Annotated in this window: 16 protein-coding genes and 1 pseudogene; 12 read left to right on the top strand and 5 right to left on the bottom strand. The window is 60.3% G+C overall.

The annotated features are described in order from the left end of the window. Positions 1 to 12: 12 nt before the first annotated feature. The 10 genes and pseudogenes from EK373_RS29330 to EK373_RS29285 all read left to right on the top strand — a co-directional run bounded on the left by EK373_RS29330 (position 13) and on the right by EK373_RS29285 (position 8,415). On the top strand, positions 13 to 1,122 hold the full coding sequence (locus EK373_RS29330; RefSeq protein WP_129649052.1) for a protein-glutamate methylesterase/protein-glutamine glutaminase: 1,110 nt from the start codon (positions 13 to 15) through the stop codon (positions 1,120 to 1,122). Position 1,123: 1 nt separating this feature from the next. After that, positions 1,124 to 2,344 carry an EAL domain-containing response regulator gene (locus EK373_RS29325; RefSeq protein ID WP_129648604.1) on the top strand — a complete coding sequence of 407 codons (1,221 nt, stop codon included), beginning with the start codon at positions 1,124 to 1,126 and terminating at the stop codon, positions 2,342 to 2,344. Positions 2,345 to 2,446: 102 nt separating this feature from the next. Further along, positions 2,447 to 3,421: an ABC transporter substrate-binding protein gene (locus EK373_RS29320; protein WP_198683739.1), complete on the top strand. Its 975-nt coding sequence runs from the start codon at positions 2,447 to 2,449 to the stop codon at positions 3,419 to 3,421. Between the two features lie 8 nt (positions 3,422 to 3,429). Further along, complete coding sequence (locus EK373_RS29315; RefSeq protein ID WP_129648600.1) at positions 3,430 to 4,008, top strand: SCO family protein; 579 nt, start codon at positions 3,430 to 3,432, stop codon at positions 4,006 to 4,008. 19 nt (positions 4,009 to 4,027) lie between these two features. Then, complete coding sequence (locus EK373_RS29310; protein ID WP_129648598.1) at positions 4,028 to 4,477, top strand: cupredoxin domain-containing protein; 450 nt, start codon at positions 4,028 to 4,030, stop codon at positions 4,475 to 4,477. A gap of 21 nt (positions 4,478 to 4,498) precedes the next feature. Beyond that, the gene (locus tag EK373_RS29305) at positions 4,499 to 5,257 is read left to right on the top strand and encodes an ABC transporter permease (protein WP_129648596.1); all 759 of its coding nucleotides are present in this window, start codon (positions 4,499 to 4,501) and stop codon (positions 5,255 to 5,257) included. Then, a complete protein-coding gene (locus EK373_RS29300) occupies positions 5,247 to 6,002 on the top strand; it encodes an ABC transporter ATP-binding protein (protein WP_129648594.1) in 756 nt (251 codons plus the stop codon). The genes EK373_RS29305 and EK373_RS29300 overlap by 11 nt, the downstream gene beginning before the upstream one ends. A gap of 80 nt (positions 6,003 to 6,082) precedes the next feature. Beyond that, on the top strand, positions 6,083 to 6,739 hold the full coding sequence (locus EK373_RS29295) for a glutathione S-transferase family protein (protein WP_129648592.1): 657 nt from the start codon (positions 6,083 to 6,085) through the stop codon (positions 6,737 to 6,739). A gap of 12 nt (positions 6,740 to 6,751) precedes the next feature. Further along, positions 6,752 to 7,012: pseudogene (locus EK373_RS29290) on the top strand (addiction module antidote protein); the annotation flags it as partial. 1,148 nt (positions 7,013 to 8,160) lie between these two features. Next, positions 8,161 to 8,415: a hypothetical protein gene (locus EK373_RS29285; protein WP_129648590.1), complete on the top strand. Its 255-nt coding sequence runs from the start codon at positions 8,161 to 8,163 to the stop codon at positions 8,413 to 8,415. A 159-nt stretch (positions 8,416 to 8,574) separates the two neighbouring features. On the opposite strand, the gene EK373_RS29280 is transcribed toward EK373_RS29285, so the two are convergent. Further along, positions 8,575 to 8,973, bottom strand: coding sequence for a hypothetical protein (locus tag EK373_RS29280; protein ID WP_129648588.1), 399 nt, complete (start codon positions 8,971 to 8,973; stop codon positions 8,575 to 8,577). A 168-nt stretch (positions 8,974 to 9,141) separates the two neighbouring features. Here EK373_RS29280 and EK373_RS29275 point away from each other — a divergent pair, with 168 nt between their 5' ends. Together EK373_RS29275 and EK373_RS29270 are read left to right on the top strand one after the other, a co-directional pair. Continuing rightward, positions 9,142 to 9,399: a helix-turn-helix domain-containing protein gene (locus EK373_RS29275; RefSeq protein WP_129648586.1), complete on the top strand. Its 258-nt coding sequence runs from the start codon at positions 9,142 to 9,144 to the stop codon at positions 9,397 to 9,399. Positions 9,400 to 9,952: 553 nt separating this feature from the next. After that, positions 9,953 to 10,444, top strand: a complete 492-nt coding sequence (locus EK373_RS29270) for a hypothetical protein (protein WP_129648584.1) — start codon at positions 9,953 to 9,955, stop codon at positions 10,442 to 10,444. 57 nt (positions 10,445 to 10,501) lie between these two features. Here the strand turns inward: EK373_RS29270 and EK373_RS29265 are convergent, their stop codons facing one another. The 4 genes from EK373_RS29265 to EK373_RS29255 form a co-directional block, all read right to left on the bottom strand. After that, on the bottom strand, positions 10,502 to 11,053 hold the full coding sequence (locus EK373_RS29265; RefSeq protein ID WP_129648582.1) for a hypothetical protein: 552 nt from the start codon (positions 11,051 to 11,053) through the stop codon (positions 10,502 to 10,504). Positions 11,054 to 11,213: 160 nt separating this feature from the next. Further along, complete coding sequence (locus tag EK373_RS33245; RefSeq protein ID WP_157994595.1) at positions 11,214 to 11,390, bottom strand: hypothetical protein; 177 nt, start codon at positions 11,388 to 11,390, stop codon at positions 11,214 to 11,216. A gap of 11 nt (positions 11,391 to 11,401) precedes the next feature. Further along, positions 11,402 to 12,034 (bottom strand): hypothetical protein, encoded by a 633-nt coding sequence (locus tag EK373_RS29260; RefSeq protein WP_129648580.1) that lies wholly within the window; start codon positions 12,032 to 12,034, stop codon positions 11,402 to 11,404. Between the two features lie 193 nt (positions 12,035 to 12,227). Continuing rightward, positions 12,228 to 12,425, bottom strand: coding sequence for a helix-turn-helix transcriptional regulator (locus EK373_RS29255; protein WP_129648578.1), 198 nt, complete (start codon positions 12,423 to 12,425; stop codon positions 12,228 to 12,230). Positions 12,426 to 12,536: the final 111 nt, after the last annotated feature.

Raw genomic sequence — 12,536 nt, 5'->3', positions numbered from 1 at the left:
CAGAGCGCCCCCCTGCGGCGCGTGCAGGTGATGATCGTCGATGACTCGGCGGTCGTGCGCCAGGCGCTGACCGAAGTGCTCAATGCCGATCCCGGCATCGAAGTGCTGTGTGCTGTCGCGGACCCGCTGCTCGCGATGGAGCGCATGAAGGCCAAGTGGCCGCAAGTCATCGTGCTCGACGTGGAAATGCCGCGCATGGATGGGCTGACCTTCCTGCGCAAGATCATGAGCGAGCGGCCGACCCCGGTGGTCATTTGCTCGACGCTGACCGAAGCCGGCGCGGCCACGACGCTCGAAGCATTGGCAGCGGGCGCGGTGAGCATCGTCACCAAGCCGAAGCTCGGGCTGCGCCGCTTCATCGAAGATGCTTCGGCGGATCTTGCTTCCGCTGTGAAAGCGGCGTCGCATGCCAACGTGAGCAAGTTGCGAGTAGCGCCGCGTGCGGAGCCGCAACAACAGCTCGGCGCCGTGCCGCCGAAGTTCACGGCCGATGCGATTCTGGCGCCCAGCGGCCCCAAGGCCATGCAACAGACCACCGAGCGCATCATTGCGATCGGCACGTCGACGGGCGGCACGCAGGCTTTGGAACAAGTGCTCACTTGCCTGCCGCGCGTCAGTCCCGGCATCGCCATCGTCCAGCACATGCCCGAAAAGTTCACCGCGGCCTTTGCGAGCCGGCTGAACAGTCTTTGCCAGATCGAAGTGCGCGAGGCGAAGCATGGCGAGCGTCTGTTGCCTGGCCAGGCGCTGATCGCGCCGGGTGGCAAGCACATGATGCTCAAGCGCAGCGGTGCGTATTACTACATGGAAGTCATCGACGGTCCGCTGGTGAACCGGCACCGGCCCTCGGTCGATGTGTTGTTTCGCTCGGCCGCCAAGTGCGCAGGCCCGAATGTCCTCGGCCTCATCATGACCGGCATGGGCGATGACGGCGCGCGCGGGTTGAAGGAAATGCGTGACGCCGGCGCGAGCACGATCGCGCAGGACGAGGCGAGTTGTGTGGTGTTCGGCATGCCCAAAGAAGCAATCCGCATGGGCGGCGCGCAACGCGTCCAGTCGCTCAGCGAGTTGCCGCGCTCCATATTGGATTTCGGCGCCGGCAAGCGCAGCGAAGGCAAATGATATGAGACTTCCACCCGTACCGATCGCCTCCGTGCTGATCGTCGATGACAGCTTCGTGCAGCGTGATCACGCCGTGTCGGTCTGCCGCGAGCTCGGCATCGAGAAGATGCACGAGGCGAGCAACGGCAGAGAGGCGCTGGCTTTATTGACTGCGATCGCGCCTCGCCCCGAGCTGGTCATTGTCGATCTGGAAATGCCGACGATGGACGGCCCGGAGTTCCTGGTCAAACTGCAGGAGCGCGGATTCGATATTCCGGTGATCGTGGCGTCATCGCGTGAGCGCGCCTTGATCGATACCGTTCGTGAGATGGGTGGGGTGCTCGGGCTGCGCATGCTCGCTGCGGTTCAAAAGCCGCTGCAGGCCGATGTTTTGCGTCAGGCCATTCTGAGCGCGGCGGGTAGAGAGCTGCGGCGCACTTCGCATCGACCGGAATTGGCCGTCGATGCAACAGCCTTGGCCGACGCGTTGGAGCGCAGCGACGTTTACGTGCACTACCAGCCGAAGGCAGATATTCGCACCGGCATCGTGCGCGGTGTGGAGGCGCTCGCGCGTTGGACACATCCGACACTCGGGCCCATCCCGCCGGATCTGTTCATCCCGTTGGCGGAACGCAGTCAGTTGATACATCGCCTGACGATCGACGTGATGAATCAGGCGATGCTGCAGAACGCAGCGTGGCGTGCGCGAGGGCTGCACCTGCCGGTGGCGATCAATCTGTCGCCGACGCTGCTCGAGCGTGCTGACCTCGCGCTCGAAATCTCATCGTTACAACAGTGTCACGGACTCACGCCCGATCAGATCGTGGTCGAGATCACCGAGAGCTCGCTGGTCACTCGCGTCGGCACGGCGCTGAGCGTGCTTGCGCAGTTGCGCCTGCGAGGCTTCGGGTTGTCCATCGACGACTACGGCACGGGCTTCTCCTCGATGCAGCAGCTGGCACGCATTCCGTTCACGGAGTTGAAGATCGATCGCAGCTTCGTGCGGGGCGCGCCGGAGCGCGAGAGTCTGCAAGTGATCCTGCGCTCCGCCATCGATATGGCCAATCGCCTTGGGCTCGTGACGGTCGCGGAGGGCGTCGAGACCTTGCAGGAGTGGCGCATGCTCCAGGAATTCGGCTGCACGCTCGGTCAGGGCTGGCTCATCGCCCGTCCCATGCCGGGCGACGATCTGATTGGCTGGATGAAACAATATCGCGTGCAGGCCGCGCAGTTGCGCGCCTAGGGTTGCCCCGGGCGTTCGGCTACACTACGCGCCGAATTTCCCCGGCTCGTAGTGGTAATGCTCAGTCCCTATCAACTCCAGCGTCGACGATTGCTTCAGGCAATGACGGCCGCGGCGCTCCCCGTCGGCCTAGCCGCCTGCTCGAACGACTCGTCGTCGAATGCACTGGTCGTCGGCGGCCTGCCAGTCACCTGCAATTTGACTTTGCCAGTGGCGTGCGTCGCCCAGGCCAAGGCGGCCGGTGCGGCGGGCGCCGCGTTCCAGTACAGCAAGTACAGCGGCTGGCCGGAGATCAAAGAGTCGCTGATGGCCGGGCGCATTCAGGCCGCGTACATGCTGGCGCCGCTGGTCATGGACCTGGCGGACAAGAAAATCCCGGTGAAGATCGTGTCCCTCGGGCATCGCTCCGGCGCGGTCATCATGGTGCGCACCGATTCGCCGTATCAAAAGTTTCGCCAGCTGGCGGGCAAGCGCATCGCCATTCCCAGCCGGTTCGCGGTCGATTTCCTGTTCCTGCGCAAGATGCTGGCGCAGGAAGGCATGACGCCGGCGGACATCGAGATCATGGAAATGCCGCCGCCCGACATGCCGGCAGCGCTCTACGCAAACGCCGTCGATGCTTATTGCACGGGCGAACCGTTTGGCGCAGCCGCTCAGAGCGCTGGATATGCACGACCGCTGCGCATGACGCGCGATGAGTGGCGCAACTACATCTGCTGTGTGCTCACCGTGCGCGAGGAGCTGATCCAGTCGAATCGCCCGCTGGTACAGAGCCTGGTGAACCATGTGCTCGGCGCGGGTCAGTGGCTCGATCTGCAACAGGCCAATCGCGACAAGGCAGTGCAGATTGCGGCCGGCCGCGAGTACTTCAATCAGGACCCGAACATCATTCGCTTCGTCATGGAGAATCCGACGGACCGGGTGACCTACGGCGATCTGCGCATGATCCGCGCCGAGTTCGAAGAGCTCATGCAGCTGTCCATCGAAGCGGGCACGATCAAGCATCCGATCGCGTACGACACTTACATGGACGAGAGTTTTGCAAAGGTCGCGCAGCCCGCGGCCATCAGCCTTTGATGCTCGCCATGAAACATCGCGTAGCAGGTTCGGTGGTCGCATTGCTGTTTGCAATGATCGCGGTCGCCGCGGATCGTCCAACTCTCAAAGCGGGCGTGTTCGAGCCGCCGCGTGCGGCGCCGGAGCTGTCGTTGGATGCATCGAGCGGGGGCAAGCTGTCGCTAGCGAACTATCGGGGCAAAGTGATCCTCATGGGATTTGGCTTTACCTCGTGCCCCGAAGTCTGTCCGACGACCTTGGCGACGCTGGCTCAAGCGCGCAAGCGGCTCGGCGCGCAGGGGGAGCAGCTACAGGTTGTCTATGTCACGGTCGATCCCGAACGCGATACTGCTGATCGGATGAAAGCGTACCTTGGCGGTTTCGATCCGACCTTCGTCGGCGGCACCGGGACGCCTGCACAGCTCGCGGCGGTTCGCAAGAACTACGGCGTGATGGCCGAACGCAAGCCATTGGGTAACAGCTACACCGTCGCACATTCGTCATCGGTGTATCTGATCGACCAGGAAGGTCTGCTTCGCGGGATGATGCCGTATGGCCGACTGCCGGATGATTTCGCGCACGACGTTCGCGCATTGCTGAGCGAGTGAGCTCGCGGGTGAGTGCGTTATGAAGCGGCGAGGCAGGCTATTGATATTGGCTATCGCCTTTGTAGCAGTCGTTAGCTGGGCTGCATTGGCGCCGCTGCCCGCGCGCGAGAGTCGGGAACAACCGTTTGTGATTCCCGAAGGCACCTGGCAACGACGCATGTCGGGAGATCAGGTCGATATTCTTCCGCAGCAGATCCGGCTGACGTTGGGCATCAACGATGTGCTGCTGCTCAAGAACCAGGATACGGTGCCGCAGACTTTCGGCCCCGCATTGCTCATGCCCGGACAAAGCTTTCGCCTGCCATTCGAAGTTGCTTCCGAATATCAATTCGCTTGCACCGCGCACAGCAGCGGACAAATGACTATCATTGTCGACCCGTTGCCAGCCTCACCCTGGGGCAGGCTGCGCTGGCGGGCACTACAACTGGCCGAAGCGTTCGGCAACAAGAGCCATGAACCGACTGGATGATTTCGATTTGAGCCTTTCCGCATGAGCAGACTTCGGCAGTTCCTGCCGGGCATCGCGATCATCGTGCTGTTGATCGCCGCCTGGTGGTTGATCGTGACCACGACTCGCAGCGTCATCTTCCCAACGCCGTGGCGGGTGGTGACCGGCACCGTCGAGCTGATTCGCGATGGCACCCTGTGGATGCACATCGGTGCATCGCTGGGGCGTGTCGGCGCGGGCTTCTTCCTTGCGCTGGCGGTCGCTTTGCCGCTCGGCTTGTGGATGGGATGGCAGCGGGGCGCCTATGACACGTTGAATCCGTTGTTTCAGATCCTGCGTCCGATCTCGCCGATCGCCTGGATCCCGATCGCCATCCTTTGGTTCGGCGTCGGCAATGCGTCGCCGATCTACTTGATCTTCATCTCCTCGGTGTTTCCGATGGTCGTGCAGACGGTCGCCGGTGTGCACACGATCGAGAAACGTTATCTGCGTGCGGCCGAAAACTTCGGCGTGTCGCGCTACAAGTTGTTTACTCAAGTCGTGATTCCGGCAGTGTTGCCGCAGATCATCGTCGGCATGCGCATCGGCCTGGGTGTCGCGTGGCTGGTGGTCGTCGCCGCCGAGATGATTGCGCTGCGCTCGGGCCTCGGCTACCTGATCATCGACTCGCGCAATGCCGGCAATCGTTACGATCTGGTGATCGCCGGCATGATCATCATCGGCTTGATCGGATTGCTGCTCGATGGGCTGATGCGCCTGTTGGAAGGATTGAAGATGGTTCGGTGGCGCTATGCCCATTAAGATCGACCTCGCCGGTCTGCGCAAGAGCTTCAGCACCGACAAAGGCACGCTCGCCGTCGTCGACGATGTGAGCTTCCAGGTGGGCGACGGCGAGTTCATCGCCATCGTCGGCCCGTCGGGCTGCGGCAAGTCCACGCTGATGCGCATGATTGCAGGCTTCATCCCGCCGGACTCCGGCCGCGTCCTCATCGATGGCGCGGTTCGCACGCAACCGGGGCCGCAAGGCATTCTGATCTCACAGCACGGTTCGGTGTTCCCCTGGCTCACCGTGCAAGAGAACCTGATGTTCGGCCTCAACACGGTCGAGTCGACCAGCGAGAAGATCGCCATCGCCAATCACTACGCGAACATCGTCGGTCTGAAAGGCTTCGAAGGCGCCTATCCGCACGAGCTGTCCGGCGGCATGCTCAAACGCGTCGAGATCGCTCGAGCGCTCGCGGTCAAGCCCGCCATTCTTTACATGGATGAGCCGTTCTCGGCGCTCGATGCGTTGATGAGTTTGCGCATGCGCAACGAGTTGCTGAAGATCCTCGGTCAGGAGCGACACACGGTGCTGCTGATTACTCACGACGTGGAAGAGGCGATTCATCTCGCCGATCGCGTCATGGTGCTCTCGCCGCGGCCCACGCGCATTCAAGCGACATTCGACGTGAAGATGCCGCATCCACGCAAGCTCACCAGCCCGGAAGTTCAGCAACTGCGGCAGGCCATTCTCAAAGAGCTGGGCGTCGAAGCCGAAGACTAGGCCTGCTGCCCACCGTTCAGTTGCGGCGCTCGACGAAGGGGTAGACTGCGCCCCCCTCTGAAGCGTCGGAGAGCAACTCGATGGTGCGAATCTACGGTCACCCGTTCGCGGCCTTCTATTGGAAGGCGCTGATCGCAGCCTATGAGCGCAATGTGGCGTTCGAATTCCTGATGGTCGACGCCGATCATCCGGACAACGCCACTGCGATTGGCCGTCTCGCGCCGACAGGTCAGTTTCCAGTGTTGGTCGATGGCGAGCGCACCGTGATCGAATCGGCGGCCATCATCGAGTACCTCGACCTTCATCACGGCAGCGCACCGCCGATGGTTCCGTCGGATCCGCGCGCTGCCATCGAAGCCCGACAGATGGATAGTGTTTTCGATGACTACGTGATGGCGCCGCTGTCGCGAATGGTTCTGAACGCGTTGCGCGACGAAGACAAACGCGATCCCTATGCGAATGTCGAATCGAAGGCGACGCTGAACAAGAGCTACGCGTGGCTGAACCGCTGGATGGAAGGGCGCGAGTGGGCCGCGAACAATGTATTCAGCATCGCAGACTGCGCAGCCGCGCCGGCGCTCTTCTACGCCCACTGGGGCTATCCGATCCCGGAATCGCTCACCGCATTGAGGGATTATCGAGCGCGTTTGCTGGCGCATCCGTCGATCGCGCGAGTCGTCGACGAAGCGAGACCGTGGCGCGAAAATTTTCCGCTGAAGGGACATACGCCGGACTGAGTTGGTCCACGCGACGTAGTCGACTACCTCAAATCCGACGAAGACCTCGCCGCGTATCTCGAAGCCTGCATGGAAGAGGCAGGCGATGACGCTGCGTACATCGCTGCGGCGTTAGGAGACATCGCTCGCGCGCGCGCACAGCTTGCGAAGGATACGGGCATCTCGCGCGAAGGGTTGTACAAGGCGCTCCCAGCGGAGGGCAATCCGAGTCTCTCGACTGTGCTGAAGGTGGTCAAAGCGTTGGGGTTAAAGCTTACAACCAAGGTTGCCTGAGTCTCATAACTCGTCGCTTTCTCGCATCGAGCCGGAGCCTTGCCGCAGCCGGACCACGAAGAGATGGCGCTGGGACCGGCGCCACAATCAAGACCTAAGTTCTTGACGTCTCTCGCTCTCTTCACAGTCAGCTCGACCACCTACCCCGAAGGTCCCGCCGCATCTTTCGGTTGCCAGGAGCTCCGCGCATATCCGCCCGGAAATCAGGGAAGTATAGAAAGCAGCTGCAGTTGCTCGCGTGCATTCAATGCGGGACAGCTGCGGTGCTCGGGGCTGGAACGCGAGATTGGTGGATATGCGAAAAATTGCATAGATATGCGAGATCGAGCTGGCTGCGTAATACGTCCCTTTCTCTCATTGAGGGCGGACCTTGCCGCACCCGGCTCAAGAGGGTTTTTCCAGGAGAGCCGCAATGCGGCCCACGCCGCGGCGGAGTCGACCGCAGCACCTGCGGAAAGTCCGGCGAGCTGAATCGCCAATCGCGTGCCTTGCAGCTCTCTACGGAAATCAGCGGACGCAGAGCGCGCGCACTCACGATGGTGGTTTGCAGATCGATAGGCGTTGGCGCATTCTCGGCACCGACGATTTATTCCCTGACGACGAGGGCATCGTCGTAACCCGCCTGCGTTGCAGGCACCCTAAGCAGCTTCAGACCAGCCAGAGCTGCGCAGCCAACCAGGTTGTGGTCCTGACTCATCACTCGGGCGCTGACGCCTTTCTTCTCCAATCCGCTGTCCAGCGGTCGTCTCCTGCGGCAAGCATTCTTCAAACGACGTAAACATACAAAGCTGCGCCAACAGCAGCATTTCCCGCACACGGCCCACTGCCGCAACCCACTGTCACCGCAACGCATTTCACCGATGCGGAAAAGTGACACCGCGTCTGCAACGGACGCAATCAACCATAGCTTCGCAACGAAGCTCCCTTCGTCAGCCACCGCGAGCGGCCCTCCAAGGGCAGCCTCGATCTCACGCTCATGCGTGAGCAGCAGTACATGCAACGGCACGTGCTGTTGTGAGGCCACGAAACTCAACAGACCGGACTAGCACATCCGGCCGCTCGCGATGGAGAAAGGCAGGAATGTTTCCTGCTGGGAATGTCCGGATGTGTGTGTTTGTGAATTGACGGAATAGCTTTGGAGTAGGGTGATGAGTAGAAAGACTGAACTTCGAGCCGATTTCGATGGGATTGGATGCGAGCTGGCCGGTGTGTGTCACGCACGCTGGGGTGGTTCGGGCATTCAGAGTCACAGCGCCCGTTACGCCTTCGCAGAGGAGCGCATGCGGGTATACCGCGACGTAGGCTCAAGCGAGCGTGAGGCACGCGCGGCGACGTCTTTGGACCTCGGACATGGCGATGGCCGCGGACGCTATGTCGCGAGTATCTACGCGAGCGGTGCTTGAGCAGGATCTCGCGGTGGAACGTAAAACCCCTGCTTTCTAGGGTTTGATGAGGGTAAGGCGGACTCTAGTGGAAGTCCGCGGATCGAGAGATGGTGCCTGGGACCGGCATCTAAAGAAGGGTGGAAATGCCAAGAAAAGCAGTCAAATCCGTGATTGGCTTCAACTTTCTACCCCGATTTCTACCCCTTCGCCTGTGGCCATAGAGTGGCTTCCACCGGGACGACAATCCCTAGAGTGGTCGAGCATAGTCTCGTCGGCAAGCGGAAGGCATAGCTGATCCGCACTTGGAGTCCCGCCCGTGTCGATCATCGGCGGGGCTTTTTCCTGTCTGGCGTCGATCTCGGCTAGCGCCGCATGCAGCTCCCGATCCTCGTACAGGGGCGACACCGTCACCTCGGTACAGCCGTCCTCCCGGTAGTGATCGGCCCATATGTCGGCCATCATACGGTTACTCCACACGTCCAAGTCTGGTGTGCCATCGCGCTCGACATAGGTGATCAGGTGCGCGATCGGGCGTCTGAAGGATCGCCTGATTCCCTGTACGATGCTCCGCAACATTTCGGGCGTTCTCCCTGAAGCGAGGTAAAGACGGCTGCTAAGGATTCCGTAGCGAGTGCTACGAATTTCGATAGTTCCTAGATGCTCCGCTATTCGTAGCGCCCCCTATTGCGGAGCGCGGGAATCTCGGTGGCACAACAGCGGTACTCAAGGAGGCATCGGGCACTAATGGCTGTCGTGATCGAGGCGCGCGAAGCCGCAGGCAAGTCTCAACGGGAAGTGTCGGCCAGCATGAAGCGGCCGGTGAACTTCGCGCACCTTGTCGAATCTGGCGAGCGGATGCTGTCGGCGATCGAGTTGCCTGACTATGCGAAGGCGTTGGGCCTGGAGGCTACTGACCTCGTCAGCCGCATGCTTGAACTGGAACGATCGGGCCGCCCGATTCCGCCGCGCGTCGATGGCCGGAAGCGACGACGCAGCGTGTAGCGTCAGTTGAAAGGCGTGCGCGTGGAGGGAGGGAGGGGGAACGAGGCAAATCAAACAATGAACAGCCCGCAAGCCTGCAAACCCGGAAAGGCCCCGACAGCGCGGAAGGCCGTCATGCTCTCTGGACGCGCGTCCGGTTTGTTCGAAGATGAGATCGACGCGCGAAAACTAAGAACAGGAGTCTCGTAAAATGGTTGAGCCTAGATTTATCCGTGAGTTGTCAGCCGAGACAGTTGACGCTCAGCTTTCTCGAGAGAATCAAACTGCGACCTTCCATTTCCTAGGCGAACAAAGCGAACCCTTGTGGGTGACCATACCGTTAGCACAATTTGCTCGCCTGCACCGAAATATCGCTGAGCGGCTTCTAAAAGAGCCTTCGCTCTTTGACCGAGCGTCAAGGACGACAAAGTAGGTCTCCATAACGACGAAGCCCGCTATTTAGCAGGCTTCTGATTCTTTGCTTGCTTCGCTTTGATCGGTTCGTGAAGCCTCGGGGCGCGCTTAGCATGCCCCAGGTGTCGTCGAATCGCTGCTCATCTTTTTCGGGGAAGTCATGAAAAAAAACGCCGCAATTCAAAAGTACTTAATAGCGGTTGGCAAGCTGGTACAGGATTCAACGGCGTCAGAGATAGTCTTAGCCCTTACGCTTCAGGTCTTTGCTCAGCTCGACAGCAAACTAACACATGCGATCTTTTTCACCATCGATGCACTATCTACTAGAAAGAAACTCATCAACAGAGTGCTCGAAGTCGTGCCGCACGACTCAACTGATAAGCAACTCGTTGAAACAATAATCCGTAACGTTGAGATCGTCCAAAACAAGCGCAATGACTTAGCACACTCGATGGCGCTGATATCAGACGACGCCGACCAGCGCCAGATCGCGCTCAAGCCAAAAGCCCTAACTCAGAGGCACAAGCCCATCACCACTCCGATGATAGATGCCGCCCTGAGGGAATCTAGGATAGCACTTACGAAAGCCATGTCAGCTTACATTCAGCTATGCGAGAAGCGCCAAGTGCAGCCGGCAGTGATTCTCAAATGAGTGCGCGATGCCCCCGATCGTAAGCCATCATCAAGATAATGGCCTGCTTCGAAGACTTTATACTGGGGATTTCCGGTCCAGATACCCCGCCAAGCGCAGCAAGCTTGGCCACAGCAAATTATCCTTGCGCTCCTCGATCGTGGCCCACTTGTCCTTGATGCGCTCGAAAGTCCTTTGACGCATTCCTTTTGGGCGCTTGCCGTCATCCGTGAGCTTCGCCTCCAGCTTTCGCTGAGCGCGCCAACAGCGATCTACAGGGCTCTCCGCCTCGCTCGCATAGGCGAGGCGCTGGCAGGCGCGACATGCGAAATTCCCGCGACGTGAGATCCCAAACAGCACTAGGCACAAACGCCCGCAGTCTGGACATACAAACCAGCGGCGGCAGCCGCCAAGCGCGCACGGCGTCTGCGTCAGCTCGATCCGGCACGCAATCACCTGCGGTCGGCTGCCGCTGGGTGTCCAAGTGTAGTCGAGCAAGAATGCATCCGGGATCGTTCGCACGCTGATGCTGGCAATCCTCTCTTCGTCGCGAAACCAGCACCAGCTATAGCTCTGCCCGGCGGCAACGCGCCCACTCTTCGTGAGCTGTCGAAGGTCGAACCGCAACATATGCTCGCACTTGCGTCGCCAGCCGGGCCGACCAGCGTTGTATCGATATCCGCCTCGCACACCAGACTCCTATGAATCACAAATCACTTGGATATCGCCACCATTTGCATCCTTTGAATCGATATCTAACTTCCTGATTGTTACTCCATTTTAGAGCTGTCTACTTCTGGCCGCCTAGCACACGTATGACGATCAACGGATGGATGTGCAACAAGCTGGAAATGTCGCGAATCTTTAGGCCCTGGGCCGCCAGCATGCGGATGCGATCGGTCAGCGACTGCTCGGTGCGTTTTTGGAAATCGACGTGAGTGATCGGCGCGACAGGGGTAACGCTCATGATGGCCACGCTCACTGAGATTTGGTGTCGCTCCGCTCGCCACTAAGAGCGGAATCGGAACCTGAGAAAACCGGAGGGACGGCCCCGGAAATCCCCGTGGGGGATGGCAGAGTCTTAGACTGATACAGCACCTGTAGCGAGTCGGCAGGGTTTTTTCCCTTGATACGATACAGACGCTGTAGCGAGTCCGAGGTGTTTTGACCCAACTTGCTACTCCCACCGTTAGTTCTTGCTACAGGATCTGTAGCGAGTGTCTTGCTACAACTGTCTGTAGCAAGTTGGTCGGCTGCTTCGACGGCGTTTGCTTTCTCCATCGCGTCATAGTTCAGGGGCATGTGAGTTACGCCGTAAAGTGCGCAGTGGCGCGGTCGGAACTTCCGAGTGCGAACAATCAACTTTGCATCGATCAGCTTTTGAGTCGCATCGCTGACCGTCGTCCATGAGCCGAGATGGAACTCTTTCACCACAGACCGGCAAAGCTTCGCCGTGCCATTGCTCCAGGGCTGGGACTGCGCACAGAGCGCCAACCATACGCGCAGCTCAGAAGCGCTCAGAATGGCTGCAGCGCGCTTCAGATGATCGACGGGGATGGTGGCGAACTTACCGGGCGGCAGCCGATGCCTGCGCTTCCTGGGGCGGCTCATGAGCGCGGCCGCTCCATAGTGACGATCGGGACGACATAGCGACCGATGCGCTTTAGCTCAACGCTCAACCCAACAGCACGGAGCATTTCTACGATCCGTCGTCGGGGTCGGATAGATAGGATGTTGGCGTTCCCGTCGATATGCTTACGGCCGTCAGCCCCGCTAGGCTGGCGCGCGGCGGCGTGGGCACGCATTAGGCCGCCGACTTGCCAGCGATAGGGCGCGACTCAATCCACTTCTGGATCTCATCCTCACGCCAGGCGCTGGCACGCTGGCTGATCTTTCGGGGGCGGGGGAATTGGCCGGCATTGCCCAGCCGATAGATGCTGTCGCGGCCAAGGCCGGTGAGTGCAATCACCTGCGGCAAGCGAAGCATTCGAGGGGTCGTCATTCGCAGTCCTCCGTGATGCTGCGCGCCGCTGGCGGATACGAGCGGTGGGTGTCATCGGTCACGCAAAACTCCCCAGCTACGGTCACTTAAAATTCCTCACCCTCCTGTTCT

The sequence above is a fragment of the Peristeroidobacter agariperforans genome, assembly GCF_004138335.1.
Taxonomy (GTDB): domain Bacteria; phylum Pseudomonadota; class Gammaproteobacteria; order Steroidobacterales; family Steroidobacteraceae; genus Steroidobacter; species Steroidobacter agariperforans.
The sequence above is the reverse complement of the archived record's forward strand: the minus strand, read 5'-3'. Positions and strand labels throughout refer to the sequence as shown.

Excerpts from the sequence above, each read along its gene's own strand:
- EK373_RS29300 (WP_129648594.1), top strand. The coding sequence starts at position 5,247 with ATGCCCATTAAGATCGACCTCGCCGGTCTGCGCAAGAGCTTCAGCACC.
- EK373_RS29315 (WP_129648600.1), top strand. The coding sequence starts at position 3,430 with ATGAAACATCGCGTAGCAGGTTCGGTGGTCGCATTGCTGTTTGCAATG.
- EK373_RS29270 (WP_129648584.1), top strand. The coding sequence starts at position 9,953 with ATGAAAAAAAACGCCGCAATTCAAAAGTACTTAATAGCGGTTGGCAAG.
- EK373_RS29275 (WP_129648586.1), top strand. The coding sequence starts at position 9,142 with ATGGCTGTCGTGATCGAGGCGCGCGAAGCCGCAGGCAAGTCTCAACGG.
- EK373_RS29285 (WP_129648590.1), top strand. The coding sequence starts at position 8,161 with ATGAGTAGAAAGACTGAACTTCGAGCCGATTTCGATGGGATTGGATGC.
- EK373_RS29260 (WP_129648580.1), bottom strand. The coding sequence starts at position 12,034 with ATGAGCCGCCCCAGGAAGCGCAGGCATCGGCTGCCGCCCGGTAAGTTC.
- EK373_RS29255 (WP_129648578.1), bottom strand. The coding sequence starts at position 12,425 with ATGACGACCCCTCGAATGCTTCGCTTGCCGCAGGTGATTGCACTCACC.
- EK373_RS33245 (WP_157994595.1), bottom strand. The coding sequence starts at position 11,390 with ATGAGCGTTACCCCTGTCGCGCCGATCACTCACGTCGATTTCCAAAAA.
- EK373_RS29265 (WP_129648582.1), bottom strand. The coding sequence starts at position 11,053 with ATGTTGCGGTTCGACCTTCGACAGCTCACGAAGAGTGGGCGCGTTGCC.
- EK373_RS29295 (WP_129648592.1), top strand. The coding sequence starts at position 6,083 with ATGGTGCGAATCTACGGTCACCCGTTCGCGGCCTTCTATTGGAAGGCG.
- EK373_RS29320 (WP_198683739.1), top strand. The coding sequence starts at position 2,447 with ATGACGGCCGCGGCGCTCCCCGTCGGCCTAGCCGCCTGCTCGAACGAC.
- EK373_RS29310 (WP_129648598.1), top strand. The coding sequence starts at position 4,028 with ATGAAGCGGCGAGGCAGGCTATTGATATTGGCTATCGCCTTTGTAGCA.
- EK373_RS29305 (WP_129648596.1), top strand. The coding sequence starts at position 4,499 with ATGAGCAGACTTCGGCAGTTCCTGCCGGGCATCGCGATCATCGTGCTG.
- EK373_RS29280 (WP_129648588.1), bottom strand. The coding sequence starts at position 8,973 with ATGTTGCGGAGCATCGTACAGGGAATCAGGCGATCCTTCAGACGCCCG.
- EK373_RS29325 (WP_129648604.1), top strand. The coding sequence starts at position 1,124 with ATGAGACTTCCACCCGTACCGATCGCCTCCGTGCTGATCGTCGATGAC.